This is a genomic window from Synechococcus sp. HIMB2401 (assembly GCF_042883245.1).
Lineage (GTDB): Bacteria > Cyanobacteriota > Cyanobacteriia > PCC-6307 > Cyanobiaceae > Parasynechococcus.
Genome location: NZ_JBDJKK010000002.1, coordinates 80,567 through 97,484, shown reverse-complemented (window position 1 = coordinate 97,484; position 16,918 = coordinate 80,567). Strand labels below are relative to the sequence as shown.

Here is a 16,918-nt window from a genome sequence, read left to right as displayed (position 1 = left end):
AAGAAAGGCCCTTGCTGGTCATGGTGTCAGGAGAGGGCTTCATCCTGATTCCATAGGATCCCGGAATCTGCTTCACATCACGGGCGCATGGCCGACGCAGCAACCCAACCGGCCTGGGAGGCCGTGATCGGTCTCGAGACCCACGTGCAGCTGGGAACGGACAGCAAAATTTTCACGGCAGCGTCCACCACCTTTGGTGATGACCCCAACACCCACATCGACCCTGTGGTGTGCGGTCTGCCCGGCACATTGCCGGTGCTGAACCAGAAGGTGCTCGAGTACGCCGTGAAGGCAGCGATGGCGCTGAACCTCAACATCGCCGAACACAGCAAGTTCGACCGCAAGCAGTACTTCTATCCAGATCTGCCGAAGAACTACCAGATCTCCCAGTACGACCAGCCGATCGCCGAGGAGGGCTGGATCGAGGTGGAAGTGGCGGAGAAGGGAAAGGACACCTATCTCAAGAAAATCGGCATCGAACGACTGCACATGGAGGAGGACGCCGGCAAGTTGGTGCATGCCGGCAGTGACCGCCTGGCGGGTTCCACCCATTCGCTCGTGGACTACAACCGGGCCGGTGTGGCCTTGGCGGAAATCGTCAGTAAGCCGGACCTGCGCACCGGCCGTGAAGCGGCGGAGTACGCCTCGGAGATCCGCCGGATCATGCGGTATCTGGGGGTGAGTGACGGCAACATGCAGGAGGGATCCCTGCGTTGCGACGTCAACATCTCCGTGCGACGGGGGCCGGATGCGCCCTTCGGCACGAAGGTGGAGATCAAGAACATGAACTCGTTCTCGGCCATCCAAAAGGCCTGCGAGTACGAGATCAAGCGTCAGATCAAGGCCTACGAAACCGGTGAGCCGATTGTTCAGGAGACCCGCCTCTGGGATGAGGGCAAGCAGCTCACCAAGAGCATGCGCAGCAAGGAAGGCGCCAGCGATTACCGCTACTTCCCGGATCCCGACCTCGGCCCGATTGAGGTGAGCGCGGATCAGCGGGAGTCCTGGCGCGCTGAATTGCCTGAGCTTCCGGCTGCCAAGCGGCATCGCTATGCCGATGATCTGGGTCTCTCCCAGTACGACGCGCGGGTGCTCACCGATGAGCGGCCGATGGCCGACTATTTCGAGGCCGTGGTGGGTGCCGGCGCTGACGCCAAGCTTGCGGCGAACTGGATCACCGGCGACATCGCCGCCCATGTGAACAGCAATCGGCTCAGCTATGCCGAACTGACCTTCCGGCCTGAGCAGTTGGCCGAGATGGTCCAACTGATCGATGGCGGCAAGATCAGCGGCAAGATCGCCAAGGAGATCCTTCCGGAGCTGCTTGAGAAAGGCGGCTCACCCAAGGCGATCGTCGACGAGCGCGGCCTAGGCATGATTAGCGATCCGGCGGCGATCGAAGCCATCGTTGATGAGCTGTTGGGGGCCCACCCCGATGAGGTGGAGGCCTTCCGTGGCGGCAAGACCAAGCTGCAGGGCTTCTTCGTCGGACAGTTGATGAAGAAGACCGGTGGCAAGGCGGATCCCAAGCTCGCCAACCAGATTCTGAGCAAGAAGCTCAAGGGTTGATGAGCGGAGCGGCAGCCATTCCCGACGCCTGGAAGGAGTGGCTGCTGCAGAACCTGGATCGCGGCTGTGATCCTGAAGGCTTGATGCAGCGGGCTCTCGACCAGGGGTTTGCGCAAGAGGCGATTGCGGCAGTTCTCGATTCGTCGTCCCTTGGGCTTACAACCACGAACCCACCATCGCCCGATTGGCTCGCCTGGTTCGAGTCCCCCCTCACCCGGCCAGAGCACCGGCCTCGCGCCTGGCGGTTGGATACGTCGCTGGCCCAGGTCTATGAGCTGCCAGGGTTGCTCAGCTACGAGGAATGTGAGCAGGTGATCGACGCCATCAACGCGTCACTACAGCCGTCAACGGTGACCCGCGGCAGCAGCGATTACCGCACCAGTCGCACCTGTCATTTGCGCCAAAACCATCCCCAGCTTGCGGCGAGCCTTGATCAGCGCTTTGCGGCCTTGTTCGGCGTGGATCCGCGGCTCTCGGAACCGATTCAGGGGCAGCGCTACGACCCCGGCGAATACTTCAAGGAGCACACGGATTGGTTTACGCCGGGGACGGAGGAATACGCCACCCACACCGACAGTGGCGGGCAACGCACGTGGACGGTGATGGTTTATCTCAACCCTGTGAAGCGGGGTGGAGAGACGTTGTTCCGCCGCTTGGGGCGCTCGTTCACGCCCGTGCCTGGAATGGCGTTGGCCTGGAACAACCTCCAGGCCGATGGCACTCCCAACCCCTTCACGCTGCATGAGGCCTTACCGGTGCAGGCGGGCCACAAATGGGTGATCACCAAATGGTTCCGTGCCGACTTCGGGAGGAATGGTTAACAGGGATCTGCTGGCAGCGTTGTGTTGAGTAGACCCAAGGCTTGGGCCTGCCATGCGCCGGGTTGGCCTCGATTGGCAAGAACGTGATCTGCCAAGCCACGTTTCCGGCTCAGGGGCCATTGGGCGGCAATGCGGGCTTGAGCAGCGTCAGGGCTCAGCCCGTCCCGCGCGATCAAGCGTTCGAGTTGCTGGGATGCATCGCAGTCGACCAGCCAGATTTCGCTGCAGATCGACTCCAGCCCCGCTTCGAACAACAGCGGAATCATCAGCACAACGGCTGGTGCCTTGGCATGGAGGCTGAGTGCTTGGTCGAAGCGCTCCCGCACGATCGGGTGAACCAGTTGCTCGAGCCACCGCCGTTCCGCGGGGTCATGGAACACGATCCGACCCAAGGCAGCGCGGTCGACGGCTGCGCCCCCTTCAGCCTGGACGCCAGTGCCGTACCGCTGGATCACGCTGGTCGTGGCCGGGCGACCGGGTGCGAGGGCCTCTCGGGAGAATTGATCCGCATCCAACACCGGCAGACCTTGCTGCGCCAACCAATGGCCCACGCTGCTCTTGCCGCTTGCAATCCCGCCCGTGAGTCCGATGCGTCGTTGCGAGAACGGCTCGCCAGGCGCCATGGTGTCGGAGCAGGATGCACCCAGTGTCTCGCGGCGGATCAGCGGTGGCGATGGCTTCTTCTTGGCAACCGATCCAGGGTGGTGTGACGGCACCGAATGGGTTCCAGGCCGCTGGCATCGTTGCCGGTCTCAAGCCCTCGGGTAAGCCTGATCTGGCGCTGGTGTTGGCACCGGAGACGGCCGTTTGTGCGGGCACCTTCACCACCTCCGTGGTGCGGGCGGCCTGTGTTGACCTCTGCCGTGATCGCCTCGTCAGTACTGCCGGCCAGGCCCGTGCCGTGTTGATCAACTCCGGTCAGGCCAATGCCTGCACCGGCGATCGCGGTCTGGTCGACAGTCAGCGCGCCACCCAGGTGCTGGCCGATCAGCTTGGCGTCGATGCGGAGTCGGTGTTGATCTGCTCCACCGGCGTGATTGGTGTGCCGATTCCGATGCCCACCCTTCTGGCCGGGTTGGCTCCTTTGGTGGAGGCCTTGGATGACGCGGGGGGTGATGCTGCGGCCAACGCCATTCTCACCACCGATCTGGTGGACAAGCAGGTGGCGCTTGAACTGGAACTGGAGGGGCGCCGGGTGCGCATCGGAGGGATGGCCAAAGGCTCGGGAATGATTCATCCCGACATGGCCACGATGCTCGGCTTCTTCAGTTGTGATGCCGGCGTCGATGCAGGCGTTTGGCAGGAGATGGTGCGACGTGCGGTGCAGCGTTCCTTCAACGCCATCACCGTGGATGGAGACACCAGCACCAACGACACCGTGCTGGCCTTCGCGGCAGGCCCACCGCTGGCCCAACAGCACCATGCCGTTCTGGAACAGGGCCTCACCCAGGCCATGCAACAGCTGGCTCAGGCCATTGCCCGGGATGGCGAAGGGGCGACCTGTCTGATCGAAGTGCAGGTGGAGGGTGCGGTTGACGAGGCCGCGGCGTTGCAGGTGGCGCGCACGGTCTGTGGTTCGTCTCTGGTGAAGACCGCAGTCCATGGCCGGGATCCGAACTGGGGGCGGATCGTGGCGGCCGCGGGTCGCTCTGGTGTGTCCTTCGATCCGGATGCGGTTGCTCTTTGGATTGGTCCCCATCAATTGATGGCGGCCGGTCAACCCGTGGCCTTTGATCGCGCTGCAGCCAGCAACGTTCTGCGGCAGGAGCATGTTCCGATTCGCCTCGGCCTGGGGCATGGTTCCGGCTCTGGTCAGGCCTGGGGATGTGACCTGTCGGATCAGTACGTGCGCATCAACGCCGACTACACCACCTAAAGCTTCTGTTCTGAATCCCTGTCACAATCCGAGTCTCCGTCAGACCCATCCGTGGACCATCCCAGTTCCCCTGACGCTCACGTTGAGGCCAAGGCACGTTTCTGGGTGGGGCCCCTGGTGGCTGGTTGTTGTTTCGCCCTTGGTTACGGCATCACCGAGCGGGTGCTGACGCGGCAGACCAATGCTGAGGACCCTGTTCCTGAGGCTTTCACACCGCTCGCGTTTCCAGGGGATTCCCTGCAGGAGATTCGGGCTCGGTTCAGTGACGACGATTCATCCCTGCAAGTGGATGTCACAGCCCTAGAAGCTGCCGAGGCTGCAAGCCGACCGGCCAAGCCAGCGGTCAAGGAGACGCCCAAACCCCCTGTGGCCCTTCAGACGCCCGAACCCCCTGTCTGGACGGCCCCCGCCTGGTCGGACCCCCAAACCATTTCCCCGGAGGTTGAGGAAGACGACAGACCCGCCTCCTCATCAGCCCAGGAGCCTGAGCTCGAGCTCGATGACAGCAATGCCGATTCCCTGGCGCTTCCTGGGGAGTCCATCGAGGTGATGCCTGCTGTGGTTGTTCCAGGCGGTGATTCACCGGTGCTGGTGGCTGAGCCGGAACCTGTTGTGCTGCCTCCTGGCGCGGAAGCCTTTTTCGAAGTCATTGAGCCCGTGACTCCGCCTCAGCCCTGATCTCCGGTTGGATCTGCCACAGTTGAAGTTGTCTGCAATCGGTCCATGGGCTCGTCGGAGGCCTTGATTCGCGCCACGGTGAACCGCATCAGTGCGCGCCTTGGTCACGGCTTTGCAGACGCTGCAGCGGAGTTGGCGGTGCTGGCGCAAGACGCCCCGCAACGGCTGCGCCAGGAATGGGATCTGTTTCAAGACGAGGTCCGTGCCGAAGCGGAACGGATTGAACGGGGTGATCACGTCACGGTGAGCACAGATGGGGCGTCGGCCTCGGAACCGTCGGACAACCCACAGGCGGTGATCGATCGTCTTCGGGCCACGGTGGCTGATCTGAGCCAAGCGATCGAGGCACGCCCCTGATGCTCGGCCTGCTGCGAGCGCTCCGCATCTGGCGCGCTGTCCTGACGCTGCTGCTGCTGCTTTGGTGGGATGGCCAGTCCTGGACCTACCGCGGCGGTGTCACCGTCGAGCGTCGTGCCCGCCGTCAGCAACAGCGAGCCCGTTGGTTGACGTCTGAGTTGCTGTCTCTGGGCTCCGCCTTCATCAAGCTGGGGCAACTGCTCTCCGCCCGCCCAGACATCCTCCCCGCGGGCTGGGTGGCCGAGCTGGCAGCGCTGCAAGACAGCGTTCCGGCCTTCAGTTTTGATCAGGTGCAGATCGTGCTCGAGCGAGAGCTGGGGCCGCGCTGTGCCGAGGTGATCGATCTGGATCCCGAACCCCTGGGTGCAGCCTCGCTGGCCCAGGTGCATCGCGCCAGCCTGCGCAGTGGCCGGCAGGTGGTGCTCAAGGTGCAGCGCCCTGGGCTCGATCGCCTGTTTCGCCTTGATCTGGAGGTGATGCAGCAGGTGGCAGCTGTGCTGCAACGCAATCCCAGTTGGGGGCGTGGTCGGGATTGGCCGGCGATGGCACGGGAATGTCGACGTGTGCTGCTGCGTGAGCTCGATTTCCGCGTTGAGGCGCAGTACGCCGCTCGTTTTCGTCAGCAATTTCTGGATGACGAACGCATCAGGATCCCCGGTGTGGTCTGGGAGTTGAGCACGCGCCGTGTGCTGTGCCTCGACTACCTGCCCGGTATCAAGGTCAACGACCGTGAGGCGTTGCTCGAAGCCGGCGTTGATCCGGCCGCGGTGGCTGAGGTGGGTGCAGCCAGTTATCTCAAGCAGTTGGTGAGGTTTGGTTTCTTCCATGCCGACCCCCATCCCGGCAACCTCGCCGTGGCGAGTGATGGAGCGCTCATCTACTACGACTTCGGGATGATGGGGCTGTTGTCAGACGGCTTGCGTCGACGTCTCGGAGCCATGGTCCGGGCTGCTGCTGCGAGGGATTCAGCGGCCTTGGTGGAGGAGATGCAGGCGGCTGGTGTGATCTCCGGTGGCATTGATGTTGGACCGGTGCGCCGTCTCGTGCGGCTGATGCTGCAGGAGGCTCTCACCCCACCCTTCACGGCCAACGTGATCGACAAACTCTCCGGCGATCTCTACGACCTGGTCTATGGCCAGCCCTTTCGTCTGCCGGTTGAGCTGATCTTTGTGATGCGGGCGTTGTCCACCTTCGAGGGTGTTGGCCGCAGCCTTGATCCCGCTTTTAGCTTGGTGGCGATCGCCAAGCCTTATCTACTTCCACTCATGACCTCCAGCGGCTCCGGCAGCAACGATCTGTTCAACGAACTCGGCCGTCAGGTCGGGGCCCTCAGCAGCCGCGCTGCGGCCTTCCCGCGGCGCTTGGATGAAAGCCTGGAACGCTTGGAGCAGGGGGATCTTCAGCTCCAGGTGCGGCTGGGCGAATCGGATCGTCAGTTCCGTCGGATGGCCCTGGCCCAGCAATCGATCGGCCAATCGGTGTTGCTTGGATGCCTGGCTTTGGCCACCGCGATTGTGGGTGCCAGTGCCCGCCCGCTCTGGTCGCTTCTTCCGGCTGCTGCTGCTTTGCCTGTGGGCTTGGGCTGGTTCCGAATGCAGGTCAAGATTCGTCGTGATCAAAGGTTGGAACAGTTGCCCGGTTCCAACCGTTGAACGTTCGTCGGGGGCCTGGGATCAGGCCTTGCCGCGGGGGCCCTGGCCAACAGCACCGGCGTAGACGGCCTGGCTGCCCAGCTCGTCTTCGATGCGAAGCAGCTGGTTGTACTTGGCGACCCGCTCGCTGCGGCTGAGGGAGCCGGTCTTGATCTGTCCGGCGCGGGTGGCGACGGAGAGGTCTGCGATGGTGGTGTCTTCGGTTTCGCCACTGCGGTGGCTGATCACGCTGGTGTAACCGGAGCGGCCTGCCAGGTCGATGGCCTGGAGGGTTTCGGTGAGCGAACCGATCTGGTTCACCTTGATCAGGATTGAGTTGGCCGTGGTGCTGTCGATGCCCTGTTGAAGCCGCTTGGTGTTGGTCACGAACAAGTCGTCACCCACCAGCTGCACCTTGCCGCCGAGGCGCTCGGTCAGCAGCTTCCAGCCATCCCAGTCGTCTTCGGCCAGGCCGTCTTCGATCGAAACGATCGGGAATTTCTCCACCAGTTGCTCGAGTTGGCCCACCATCTCGGCGCTGGTGTAGCTACCGCCATCGAAGGCATAACGGCCGTTCTCGAAGAATTCGGTGCTGGCCACGTCTAGGGCAAGGGAGATCTGTTCGCCGGGCTTGTAGCCGGCCTTGCTGATCGCTTCCACCAGGATTTCGCCGGCTTCCACATTACCCAGATCCGGTGCGAAGCCGCCTTCGTCGCCCACGGCGGTGCTCATGCCCTTGTCGCTGAGCAGTTTCTTGAGCGTGTGGAACACCTCGGTGCCCATCCGCAGGGCTTCGCGGAAGCTCGGAGCGCCGTGGGGCACCAGCATGAATTCCTGGAAGTCCAGGCTGTTGGCGGCATGGGCGCCACCGTTGATCACGTTCATCAACGGCACCGGCAGCAGGTTGGCCATCGGGCCGCCGAGGTAGCGGTAAAGGGGAATCCCCAGCCCATTGGCAGCAGCGCGGGCGGTGGCCATGCTCACCGCCAGGATTGCGTTGGCTCCCAGGTTGGATTTGTTGTCGCTTCCGTCCAGCTCCAGCATCGCGGCATCCACAGCCGCCTGATCCAAGGCGGAAAGGCCGCAGAGGGCCGGTGCGATCCGCTCTTCGATGTGGTTGACGGCCTGGCCCACACCCTTGCCCATGTAGCGGTCGCCGCCGTCACGCAGTTCGTGGGCTTCGTGGGCACCGGTGCTGGCACCACTGGGAACGATGGCCCGTCCCATGGCACCTCCTTCGAGCAGAACCTCGGCTTCAACCGTGGGGTTGCCGCGGGAATCGAGCACCTCTCGGGCCACGATGGTGTCGATGACGAGGTCGAGGGAATCGATCACGTTGGGACGGACGCTTAACCCGGGGATCTTATGGGTCGCCCCTCTCTCTCGTGTTGTGACGGGTCATACCTGGCCAGAATGACGGCAGGTTCACGCTGCACGACGCTCACCCATGCGGATGCTTCACACCATGCTCCGGGTCGCTGATCTTGAGCGGTCTCTGGGCTTCTACACCGAGGTCCTGGGCATGCAGCTTCTGCGTCGAAAGGATTACCCCAGCGGCCGCTTCACCTTGGCGTTTGTTGGCTATGGGTCGGAGAGCGACCACACGGTCCTGGAACTCACCCACAACTGGGACACCGACAGCTACACCCTGGGTGATGCCTACGGCCACATCGCGCTGGGGGTGGAGGACATCCACAGCACCTGTGCCGGCATTGCCGACAAGGGTGGTCGTGTGGTGCGGGAACCTGGTCCGATGAAGCACGGCACCACCGTCATCGCCTTTGTTGAGGATCCGGATGGCTACAAGGTGGAATTGATCGAGATGTCCTCCAAAGCCCACGCCTGAAGAACCGGATGACTTCATCGCCAGCGTTGAACGGCAGCCTCACCCATGAGCCGGATCGCTTCAGCGACGCGGCCTGGGATCTGCTGCTCAGTGGTCAGGACGTTGCCCGTCGCTGGCGCCATGGGCAGTTGGATGTGGAGCATCTGATTCAGGTGCTGTTCACCGATCCCACCTGCCGCCGCCTGGTGGAGCGCTTGCCTCTCCCCATCGATGCGCTCTTGGATCGCTTGGAGGATGTGCTGGCTGATCAGCCCTCTGGGCGAAGCGATGAGCTCTTCATCGGTGATGACCTGGAACAGCTGCTCGATTCGGCTGATGCCATCCGTCGGCGCTGGAATGGCGACGTCATCGATCTGCCGGAAGTGTTGATGGCCATTGGTGCCGATCCGCGGATCGGCGCTGATCTGTTTGCCGGCTTTGGTTTGTCGGCCGATGCCCTGGAGCAGCTGATCCAACGGGGGATGGAAGACCGGGTTCCTGGCATGACCGTTCCCCCCCAGGAGCGCTCGATGCCGCGGGCTCAGCCGGAGGTGCAGCAGGAAGCGCCACGCCGTGAACGGGTGGCGCGCGTTCCCTCCTCCTCCCGCGCGGTGCGCGGGCCGGAGCCTGTCGCCGCCCCTGTTACCCCCCAGTCGCCCGCCCCTGAGGCCCCTCTGCAGGAGCCCCCCACGGCCTTGGAGTCCTATGGGCGGGATCTCACCGAAGAGGCGGAAGCAGGCAGCCTGGATCCGGTGATCGGTCGTGATTCTGAAATTCGCAACCTGATCAAGGTGCTGTCGCGCCGGAGCAAGAACAATCCGGTGCTCATCGGTGAACCCGGTGTTGGCAAAACAGCGATTGCAGAGCTGCTGGCGCAGCGGATCGTGGCGGGTGAAGTGCCGGAGTCGCTGCAGGGTCTGCGGCTGGTGGCGCTGGATCTCGGGGCTTTGATCGCCGGTGCCAAGTTCCGTGGTCAGTTCGAGGAACGCCTGCGCTCGGTGCTCGAGGAGGTGAGTGGTTCCGATTCCGGTGTGGTGTTGTTCATCGATGAACTGCACACCGTTGTTGGCAGTGATCGCAGCAGCACCGATGCCGGCAGCCTGTTGAAGCCAGCTCTGGCCCGGGGAGACCTGCGCTGCATCGGTGCCACCACGCCGGAGGATTACCGGCTCACGGTGGAAAAGGATCCGGCCCTCAACCGCCGCTTCCAGCAGGTGGTGATCCGCGAGCCGGATCTGGAATTGAGCCTCGAAATTCTGCGCGGCCTGAAGGAGCGCTACGAGCTTCACCACGGCGTCACCATCACCGATGAGGCCATTCAGACCGCCAACCGTCTTGCCGACCGCTACATCAGCGATCGCTGCCTGCCGGACAAAGCCATTGATCTAATCGATGAGGCGGCTGCACAACTGAAGATGGAGGTCACCTCCAAACCGCAGGTGGTGGAGGAGGCCGAAGCGGATCTACGCCGCGTTGAACTGGCCCTGCTCGCTGCCGAGCAGGCGCCTGAAGCGGAGCGGATTCAGCTCCAGCGCAACCGGCTCGAAGTGTCCACGCGACTGGACGATCTGCGGCGGCGCTGGCAGGAGGAGCGCGGTCAGCTCGAGGAACTCGGCCAGCTGCTCCAGCAGGACGAAGACCTGCGCCACGCCATCGCTGAGGCCGAGCGGGATGGTGATCTGGAGGAAGCGGCCCGCCTCCAGTACGACCAGCTGCATCGGGTGCAGCAGCGCCGGGATGAATTGGAGGCGTCCCAGGCGGAGGCCCAGTCCGCTGGAACGGCTCTGCTGCGCGAGCAGGTTGAGGACGGTGACATCGCTGATCTGGTGGCCCGTTGGACGGGGATTCCCGTGCAGCGGCTGTTGGCGGGCGAGCGGCGCAAACTCCTGGATCTCGATGCCCATCTCGCTGAACGGGTGATTGGTCAGGGCGAGGCAGTGTCCGCCGTTGCTGCTGCCATCCGCCGGGCCAGGGCCGGCATGAAGGATCCCCGTCGACCGGTGGGTTCCTTCCTGTTCCTGGGGCCAACCGGCGTCGGCAAGACCGAGCTGGCGAAGGCGCTGGCGGGGTCATTATTCGATGAAGAGGAGGCGCTGGTTCGCCTCGATATGAGCGAGTTCATGGAGCGGAACGCCGTTGCCCGGCTGATCGGTGCTCCTCCGGGCTACGTCGGTTACGAGGAAGGGGGGCAACTCACGGAGGCCGTGCGTCGCCGGCCCTATGCGGTGCTGCTTCTCGATGAAGTGGAGAAGGCCCATCCCGATGTGTTCAACCTGCTGCTGCAGGTGCTGGATGACGGCCGGCTCACCGATTCCCAGGGCCGCACCGTTGATTTCCGCCACACCGTGGTCGTGATGACCAGCAATCTGGCCAGCCCGGCGATCCTTGAACATGCCCGCTCGGGATCCACGGATGAGTCAGCCTTGCAACAGCAGGTGGATGCAGCGCTCTCCAGCCAGTTCCGGCCTGAATTCCTCAACCGCATTGATGAGGTGATTCGTTTCCGCCCGTTGGAAGTCTCCGATCTGGTGCGGATTGTTCAGTTGCAGCTGAGAGGCCTCGCTGCTCTGTTAGCCGAGCAGGGTCTTGCCCTTCAGGTGGACGATGCTGTCGCTGAAGCCATGGCCCGTCAGGGCCATGAACCGGAGTACGGGGCGCGGCCGCTGCGTCGGGTGTTGCGGCGCCAATTGGAAAATCCGCTCTCCACGCTGCTGCTTGAGGAGCGCTTTGCAGGAGCCAGTGGCGTGACGGTGCGGCTGGGGGAGGCCGGCACGGATGCCCTGGTGTTTGATCCGGTGGGGGTTTGAGGGCATCCGGTAAGGTGTCTGTTTGGCGAAGTGCCTACCGGCACCGTTGTCAACTTCCGGTCCCATCCCCGTGACCAGCCCCATCTCTGAGGACACCACCACTTCCGACGGCTCAAAAGCCGCTGCCGATTCCACCAAATCCGGTGGTTTTCTGGCGGACACGGTTGATGAGCTGAAACTCGTGGTCTGGCCCAGCCGCCAGCAACTGTTCAGCGAATCCATCGCTGTGATCCTGATGGTCAGCCTTTCGGCCGCCACCATCGCGGCTGTCAGTCGCTTCTTTGGGTGGGCTTCGTCCCAGGTGTTCCGCTGACTCGATATCACCTTTCTCGCCGTGCCCGACGACCTGACCACACCGGACGCCCCTGAGGTGCTTGATCTGCCGGCCCCGAATGAGGGGGAAGACGGCACCTTGCCTGCGGCGGCTGTCGCCAACACGGCCATCGCCCGTTGGTACGCCGTTCAAGTGGCGTCCAGCTGCGAGAAGAAGGTCAAGGCCACCCTGGAGCAGCGGGCCGTCACCCTCGGGGTGAGCAACCGAATTCTCGAAATCGAGATTCCCCAGACCCCTGCCGTCAAGCTGAAGAAGGACGGCACCCGTCAGTCCACCGAGGAGAAGGTGTTCCCCGGTTATGTGCTGGTGCGGATGGTGCTGGATGAGGACACCATGATGGCGGTGCGGAGCACCCCGAACGTGATCAATTTCGTCGGGGCTGAAGATCGGCGCGCCACCGGTAAGGCCCGTGGTCACATCAAGCCTCGTCCCCTCAGCCGTTCTGAGGTGGATCGCATCTTCAAGCGCGCTGCTGAGAAGAAGACCGTCGTCAAGGTGGATCTCACCGAAGGCGATCAGATCCTGGTGACTGCTGGTCCGTTCAAGGACTTCCAGGGAGAGGTGATCGAGGTCTCCGGCGAGCGCAACAAGCTCAAGGCCCTGCTCTCCATCTTTGGTCGCGAGACCCCGGTGGAACTGGAGTTCTCTCAGATCAGCAAACAGAACTGATCTGGCGGCGGCCGTCTCCCTGCGGAGGGCGGCCTTGGGAGTGGGCAACCATTCCGCCGCACCCGACCCGAGGGTCTGGTGATCCGCAGCTGTCCAAACCCCCCAGCCGATGGCCAAGAAAGTCGTAGCTGTGATCAAGCTGGCCCTAGACGCCGGCAAAGCCAACCCCGCGCCGCCGGTGGGCCCTGCCCTCGGTCAGCACGGTGTGAACATCATGATGTTCTGCAAGGAGTACAACGCTCGGACGCAGGACAAAGCCGGTTATGTGATTCCGGTGGAGATCTCGGTCTTCGAAGACCGCAGCTTCACCTTCATCACCAAGACGCCCCCGGCGTCGGTGCTGATCACCAAGGCCGCAAAGATCCAAAAGGGATCCGGTGAGTCCGCCAAGGGCAGTGTTGGATCGATCAGTCGAGCTCAGCTCGAGGAGATCGCCAAGACCAAGCTCCCCGACCTCAACTGCACCAGCGTTGAGTCCGCCATGCGGATCATCGAAGGCACCGCCCGCAACATGGGCGTTTCCATCAGCGACTGACGTCGCTGCATCGCTTCTCCAACCCATACGGGGGAGGCATCCCTGATGTCGTCTGAACCCCAACTCTGAACATGCCCAAAATCTCCAAGCGCCTGGCCAGCCTGGCCGGCAAGATCGAGGACCGTGCCTACGCACCCCTCGAGGCGATTGCCCTGGTCAAGGACAACGCCAACGCGAAATTCGACGAGACGATGGAGGCCCATGTGCGCCTCGGCATCGATCCGAAGTACACCGACCAGCAGCTGCGCACCACCGTGGCTCTGCCCAACGGCACCGGTCAGACCGTGCGCATCGCCGTCGTGACCCGCGGTGAGAAGGTGGCTGAAGCCAAAGCCGCCGGTGCCGAACTCGCCGGCGAAGAAGACCTGGTGGAAAGCATCAGCAAGGGCGAAATGGATTTCGACCTTTTGATTGCCACCCCCGACATGATGCCCAAGGTGGCCAAGTTGGGTCGGGTTCTCGGCCCCCGTGGCTTGATGCCCAACCCAAAGGCAGGCACCGTCACCACAGACCTCGAGGCCGCGATCAAAGAATTCAAGGCCGGCAAACTGGAATTCCGTGCCGACCGCACCGGCATCGTCCACGTCCGTTTCGGCAAGGCCAGCTTCAGTGCCGATGCGCTGCTGCAGAACCTCAAGACCCTGCAGGAAACCATCGACCGCAACAAGCCCAGCGGTGCTAAGGGCCGTTACTGGAAGTCCCTGTATGTGACCTCCACCATGGGTCCTTCCGTTGAAGTCGATTTCTCTGCACTGCAGGACATCGAGCAGGGGAGCTGATCCGGCTCTCCTCTACACTTAATGATTGGCGAAAGCCAAATCGGGCACGCGCCCGGCCAGAGACAGCAGGATGTCCCTGGGCATGACATCTGTCATTCCCGTTGATGTAATCCCTGCCGAGGCAGACGCGACACGGTTTTGTCCCATTCGGGATTGGATCGGCACGCGGCCTCGTCTTCCTTTCGAAGACTCGATCGGCCGTGTGCCCAGCTTGTTCCTTTGATCCGATCCAATCCCTATGGGCCGCACGCTGGAGAACAAGCAGCAGATCGTCGGAGAGCTCAAAGAGCTCCTCGCCGACGCCGAACTGGCACTTGTCCTTGATTTCAAGGGCCTGTCCATCAAGGAAATGTCTGACCTGCGGGATCGTCTGCGGGCCAGCGACAGCGTTTGCAAGGTGACCAAAAACACCTTGATGCGCCGTGCCATTGATGGTGACAGCAACTGGGCCAGCCTCGATTCCCTGCTGACCGGAACCAACGCCTTCGTCCTGGTGAAGGGCGATGTTGGTGCCGGTGTGAAGGCCGTTCAGACCTTCCAGAAGGAACTCAAGAAGTCCGAGACCAAGGGCGGCCTTTTCGAAGGCAAGCTCCTGTCTCAGGACGAGATCAAAGCCATTGCCGATCTCCCCTCCAAGGAGCAGCTCATGGCTCAGATCGCCGGTGCCATCAACGCCGTGGCCACGAAGGTCGCTGTGGGCATCAACGAGGTTCCCTCTGGTATGGCCAGGGCACTCAAGCAGCACGCCGAAGGCGGCGAAGGCTGATTCGGCCCTGCCGAGACCACTGTTCATTGATCTGTTGCTTCCCCTTTCAAAACCATGTCTGCAAAAACCGACGAAATTCTCGAATCGCTGAAATCCCTCTCCCTGCTTGAAGCTTCCGAGCTGGTCAAGCAGATCGAAGAGGCCTTCGGTGTGTCCGCCGCAGCATCTGCTGGTGTTGTGATGGCTGCCCCTGGCGCTGCTGGTGGCGGTGGCGATGCCGCTGAAGAGAAGACCGAATTCGACGTGATCCTGGAAGGCTTCGACGCCTCCGCCAAGATCAAGGTCCTCAAGGCCGTCCGTGAGGCCACCGGTCTGGGTCTGGGCGACGCCAAGGCTCTGGTCGAGGCTGCTCCCAAGGCCGTCAAGGAAGGTGTCTCCAAGGAAGACGCCGAAGCTGCCAAGAAGGCCATCGAAGAAGCAGGCGGCAAGGTCACCCTCAAGTGATCGCCTTGGGAGAGGGCTTGCCCCTCTCCCCCTGTTTGCGTTCAGTCACCGGTCCTTTCGAGGGCCGGTTTTTTTGTGGTTTTCTCTGGCCAATAAAAAAGCCCCGCCAAAGGCGGGGCTTTTTAAGAGAGGAACACATTCAGGAGTCTGTCCTTGTTTCGACCCTGAAGAGGCGCTCAGCACTCCTCACACAAATTCAAACTAAGGGTGGGGAATCCTTTGTCAGCCCCTGTCTGGTCGCCCTCTCAACTGGCACTGTGACGGTTGGTCCTCAGCGGCGATAGGGAATCACCTGCAGCCGGGTCGGGGCATTGCTGGCAAGGCGTGTGGTTCGTCGTTGTGTGGTGCGTCGCCGTGTTGATCGTGCCGTGGGCAACGGCGGTGGTGCGATCGGCGGCATCGGCGCTCCCAACCGCTGAAAGCCTGAACGCTGGCCGCGGCTGCTGGCCAGCGCGAGCAGCCGGTTCACCGGGTCGTGATGCGCGAAGTACAGGTGGTTCAACGGGCGACCCTGGTAAACCCGGCGTTCCAAGGCCCAGCCCGGCTCCAGCTGCAGAGCCACGAACCCGTTGGGATCGCGGCGAGTTGGTAAGGGAGCCTGACCCACCAGGAGTGGTGCACGTTGCTGGGGGTCGAGGGCCTCGAGCCTCAGCGAGGTGCCGGATGGCTTGAGCCGGAAGCGAAAGCGGGTTACAAGGTCTTGGCCACCGCTTCGCAGCGAATAGCCATTGCTGTCCAGGTAGCGCTTGCAGATGCCGCTGAAGTTGAAGCGATTCAGGCTGGGCTCCACCAGTCCGTCCTGGCGTGCCCTCCAGCAGCGCGGTTGGGCCTTGATCTGTTCCAGCACCAGCAGTTTCCACTGGGCTCTGCCAATGGGTTGTGCCAGCACAGCGATGTGCTCCTGCGGCACCGCAGCGCTGTCAAACAAGGCCCGTGCGCTGCCCTCCTGCGACAGACCGGCCGCCAACAGCCCCACGGCAGTCAGCTCAGCCGCCTGCAGGTAGGTTCGGCTCATCCACGGTGACGCCAGAAACCGTGTTGTACCGAACAGCGTTGGGACCGATCAATGGCGGAAGGACGGGGACGGGTCGTGGCTGCAGCGACGGATGGTGCCTGCAGCGGCAACCCAGGTCCGGGAGGTTGGGGGGCCTTATTGCGTTTTGAAGACGGCAGCGTTGAGGAATTCGGTGGCCATGCACCCGACACCACCAACAACCGCATGGAACTGCAGGCGGCGTTGGAGGTGTTGCAACGGCTTGAACATCTGCCCCGTCATCCGGATCTCACCCTGCGCACCGACAGTAAATATCTGATTGATGGCCTGGGCTCCTGGATCAAAGGCTGGAAGCGCAAAGGCTGGAAAACGGCTGCGGGCAAGCCCGTGCTCAACCAGGACCTCTGGAAGGCTTTGGATGCCGCTCGTCTGGATGATGTGCCCCTGCGCTTCGTCAAAGGCCACAGCGGTGATCCAGACAACGAACGGGTGGACCGCATCGCCGTGGCGTTCTCCCATAACGCCCAGCCCAACTTGGCTCTGAAGCAGGGATCATCGGAGCTGTCTTCCGCCGAGGCCGCGCCAGAAGCACCATCTGAGGTTGCCCCCAAGCCTCTGCTGCAGCTGTTGTCCCGGTTGGAGCTGGCGGACCGTCTGGCGCAGGGTGGCTACAGCCTCTCGTTGCTGGAGCTGGCGCAGCTGGTGGAAAAGCCGCTCAAACAGCTGGAAACCAAGGCCGAGAGCTGGATCTGGAGGGATTGGATGGTCGAGCCCCAGGCGGAAGGGCGTTGGACCCTGCAACGTCGCGAGGCAGGATCAGAACAGTCCTGAGC

General features: G+C 62.8%; 18 protein-coding genes. 15 read left to right on the top strand and 3 right to left on the bottom strand.

Going from position 1 to position 16,918, the window contains the following annotated elements; all coding sequences use genetic code 11:
- Positions 1-87: 87 nt before the first annotated feature.
- Positions 88-1,569, top strand: coding sequence for an Asp-tRNA(Asn)/Glu-tRNA(Gln) amidotransferase subunit GatB (gene gatB, locus AAXE93_RS05445; RefSeq protein ID WP_390128866.1), 1,482 nt, complete (start codon positions 88-90; stop codon positions 1,567-1,569).
- Entirely contained in the window at positions 1,569-2,390 is an 822-nt protein-coding gene (locus AAXE93_RS05440) for a 2OG-Fe(II) oxygenase (protein WP_115131309.1), read from the top strand. The genes gatB and AAXE93_RS05440 overlap by 1 nt, the downstream gene beginning before the upstream one ends.
- On the opposite strand, the gene coaE is transcribed toward AAXE93_RS05440, so the two are convergent.
- Positions 2,387-3,013, bottom strand: a complete 627-nt coding sequence (gene coaE, locus AAXE93_RS05435; RefSeq protein ID WP_390128864.1) for a dephospho-CoA kinase — start codon at positions 3,011-3,013, stop codon at positions 2,387-2,389. The two genes, AAXE93_RS05440 and coaE, sit on opposite strands and share 4 nt — an antisense overlap.
- A 50-nt stretch (positions 3,014-3,063) precedes the next feature.
- On the opposite strand from coaE, the gene argJ reads away from it, so the two are divergent.
- From argJ to AAXE93_RS05415, 4 genes are read left to right on the top strand one after another with little or no spacing between them, the layout of a single operon-like run.
- Positions 3,064-4,266, top strand: coding sequence for a bifunctional glutamate N-acetyltransferase/amino-acid acetyltransferase ArgJ (gene argJ, locus AAXE93_RS05430; RefSeq protein ID WP_390128862.1), 1,203 nt, complete (start codon positions 3,064-3,066; stop codon positions 4,264-4,266).
- A 51-nt stretch (positions 4,267-4,317) separates the two neighbouring features.
- Positions 4,318-4,944, top strand: coding sequence for a hypothetical protein (locus AAXE93_RS05425; RefSeq protein ID WP_390128860.1), 627 nt, complete (start codon positions 4,318-4,320; stop codon positions 4,942-4,944).
- Between the two features lie 45 nt (positions 4,945-4,989).
- The gene (locus tag AAXE93_RS05420) at positions 4,990-5,301 is read left to right on the top strand and encodes a hypothetical protein (RefSeq protein ID WP_114987688.1); all 312 of its coding nucleotides are present in this window, start codon (positions 4,990-4,992) and stop codon (positions 5,299-5,301) included.
- On the top strand, positions 5,301-6,953 hold the full coding sequence (locus tag AAXE93_RS05415) for an AarF/ABC1/UbiB kinase family protein (protein ID WP_115131295.1): 1,653 nt from the start codon (positions 5,301-5,303) through the stop codon (positions 6,951-6,953). The genes AAXE93_RS05420 and AAXE93_RS05415 overlap by 1 nt, the downstream gene beginning before the upstream one ends.
- A gap of 21 nt (positions 6,954-6,974) precedes the next feature.
- Here AAXE93_RS05415 and eno read toward each other — a convergent pair whose 3' ends face one another.
- Positions 6,975-8,267, bottom strand: coding sequence for a phosphopyruvate hydratase (gene eno, locus AAXE93_RS05410; RefSeq protein WP_115131294.1), 1,293 nt, complete (start codon positions 8,265-8,267; stop codon positions 6,975-6,977).
- A gap of 112 nt (positions 8,268-8,379) precedes the next feature.
- On the opposite strand from eno, the gene gloA reads away from it, so the two are divergent.
- The 8 genes from gloA to rplL all read left to right on the top strand — a co-directional run bounded on the left by gloA (position 8,380) and on the right by rplL (position 15,091).
- A complete protein-coding gene (gene gloA / locus AAXE93_RS05405) occupies positions 8,380-8,778 on the top strand; it encodes a lactoylglutathione lyase (RefSeq protein WP_115081257.1) in 399 nt (132 codons plus the stop codon).
- Between the two features lie 8 nt (positions 8,779-8,786).
- Positions 8,787-11,564, top strand: a complete 2,778-nt coding sequence (locus tag AAXE93_RS05400) for an AAA family ATPase (RefSeq protein ID WP_390128856.1) — start codon at positions 8,787-8,789, stop codon at positions 11,562-11,564.
- Positions 11,565-11,634: 70 nt separating this feature from the next.
- Complete coding sequence (secE, locus tag AAXE93_RS05395) at positions 11,635-11,877, top strand: preprotein translocase subunit SecE (RefSeq protein WP_006850159.1); 243 nt, start codon at positions 11,635-11,637, stop codon at positions 11,875-11,877.
- A 21-nt stretch (positions 11,878-11,898) separates the two neighbouring features.
- A complete protein-coding gene (nusG, locus tag AAXE93_RS05390; protein WP_114987676.1) occupies positions 11,899-12,567 on the top strand; it encodes a transcription termination/antitermination protein NusG in 669 nt (222 codons plus the stop codon).
- Positions 12,568-12,676: 109 nt separating this feature from the next.
- Positions 12,677-13,102, top strand: coding sequence for a 50S ribosomal protein L11 (gene rplK, locus AAXE93_RS05385; protein WP_006851160.1), 426 nt, complete (start codon positions 12,677-12,679; stop codon positions 13,100-13,102).
- A gap of 71 nt (positions 13,103-13,173) precedes the next feature.
- Positions 13,174-13,881, top strand: coding sequence for a 50S ribosomal protein L1 (gene rplA / locus AAXE93_RS05380; RefSeq protein ID WP_038552494.1), 708 nt, complete (start codon positions 13,174-13,176; stop codon positions 13,879-13,881).
- A 238-nt stretch (positions 13,882-14,119) separates the two neighbouring features.
- The gene (gene rplJ, locus AAXE93_RS05375) at positions 14,120-14,647 is read left to right on the top strand and encodes a 50S ribosomal protein L10 (RefSeq protein WP_006851480.1); all 528 of its coding nucleotides are present in this window, start codon (positions 14,120-14,122) and stop codon (positions 14,645-14,647) included.
- A 54-nt stretch (positions 14,648-14,701) separates the two neighbouring features.
- The gene (gene rplL, locus AAXE93_RS05370) at positions 14,702-15,091 is read left to right on the top strand and encodes a 50S ribosomal protein L7/L12 (RefSeq protein ID WP_114987674.1); all 390 of its coding nucleotides are present in this window, start codon (positions 14,702-14,704) and stop codon (positions 15,089-15,091) included.
- A gap of 271 nt (positions 15,092-15,362) precedes the next feature.
- Here the strand turns inward: rplL and AAXE93_RS05365 are convergent, their stop codons facing one another.
- The gene (locus AAXE93_RS05365) at positions 15,363-16,106 is read right to left on the bottom strand and encodes a DUF3747 domain-containing protein (RefSeq protein ID WP_390128850.1); all 744 of its coding nucleotides are present in this window, start codon (positions 16,104-16,106) and stop codon (positions 15,363-15,365) included.
- 51 nt (positions 16,107-16,157) lie between these two features.
- Here AAXE93_RS05365 and rnhA point away from each other — a divergent pair, with 51 nt between their 5' ends.
- The gene (gene rnhA, locus AAXE93_RS05360) at positions 16,158-16,916 is read left to right on the top strand and encodes a ribonuclease HI (RefSeq protein ID WP_115131291.1); all 759 of its coding nucleotides are present in this window, start codon (positions 16,158-16,160) and stop codon (positions 16,914-16,916) included.
- Positions 16,917-16,918: the final 2 nt, after the last annotated feature.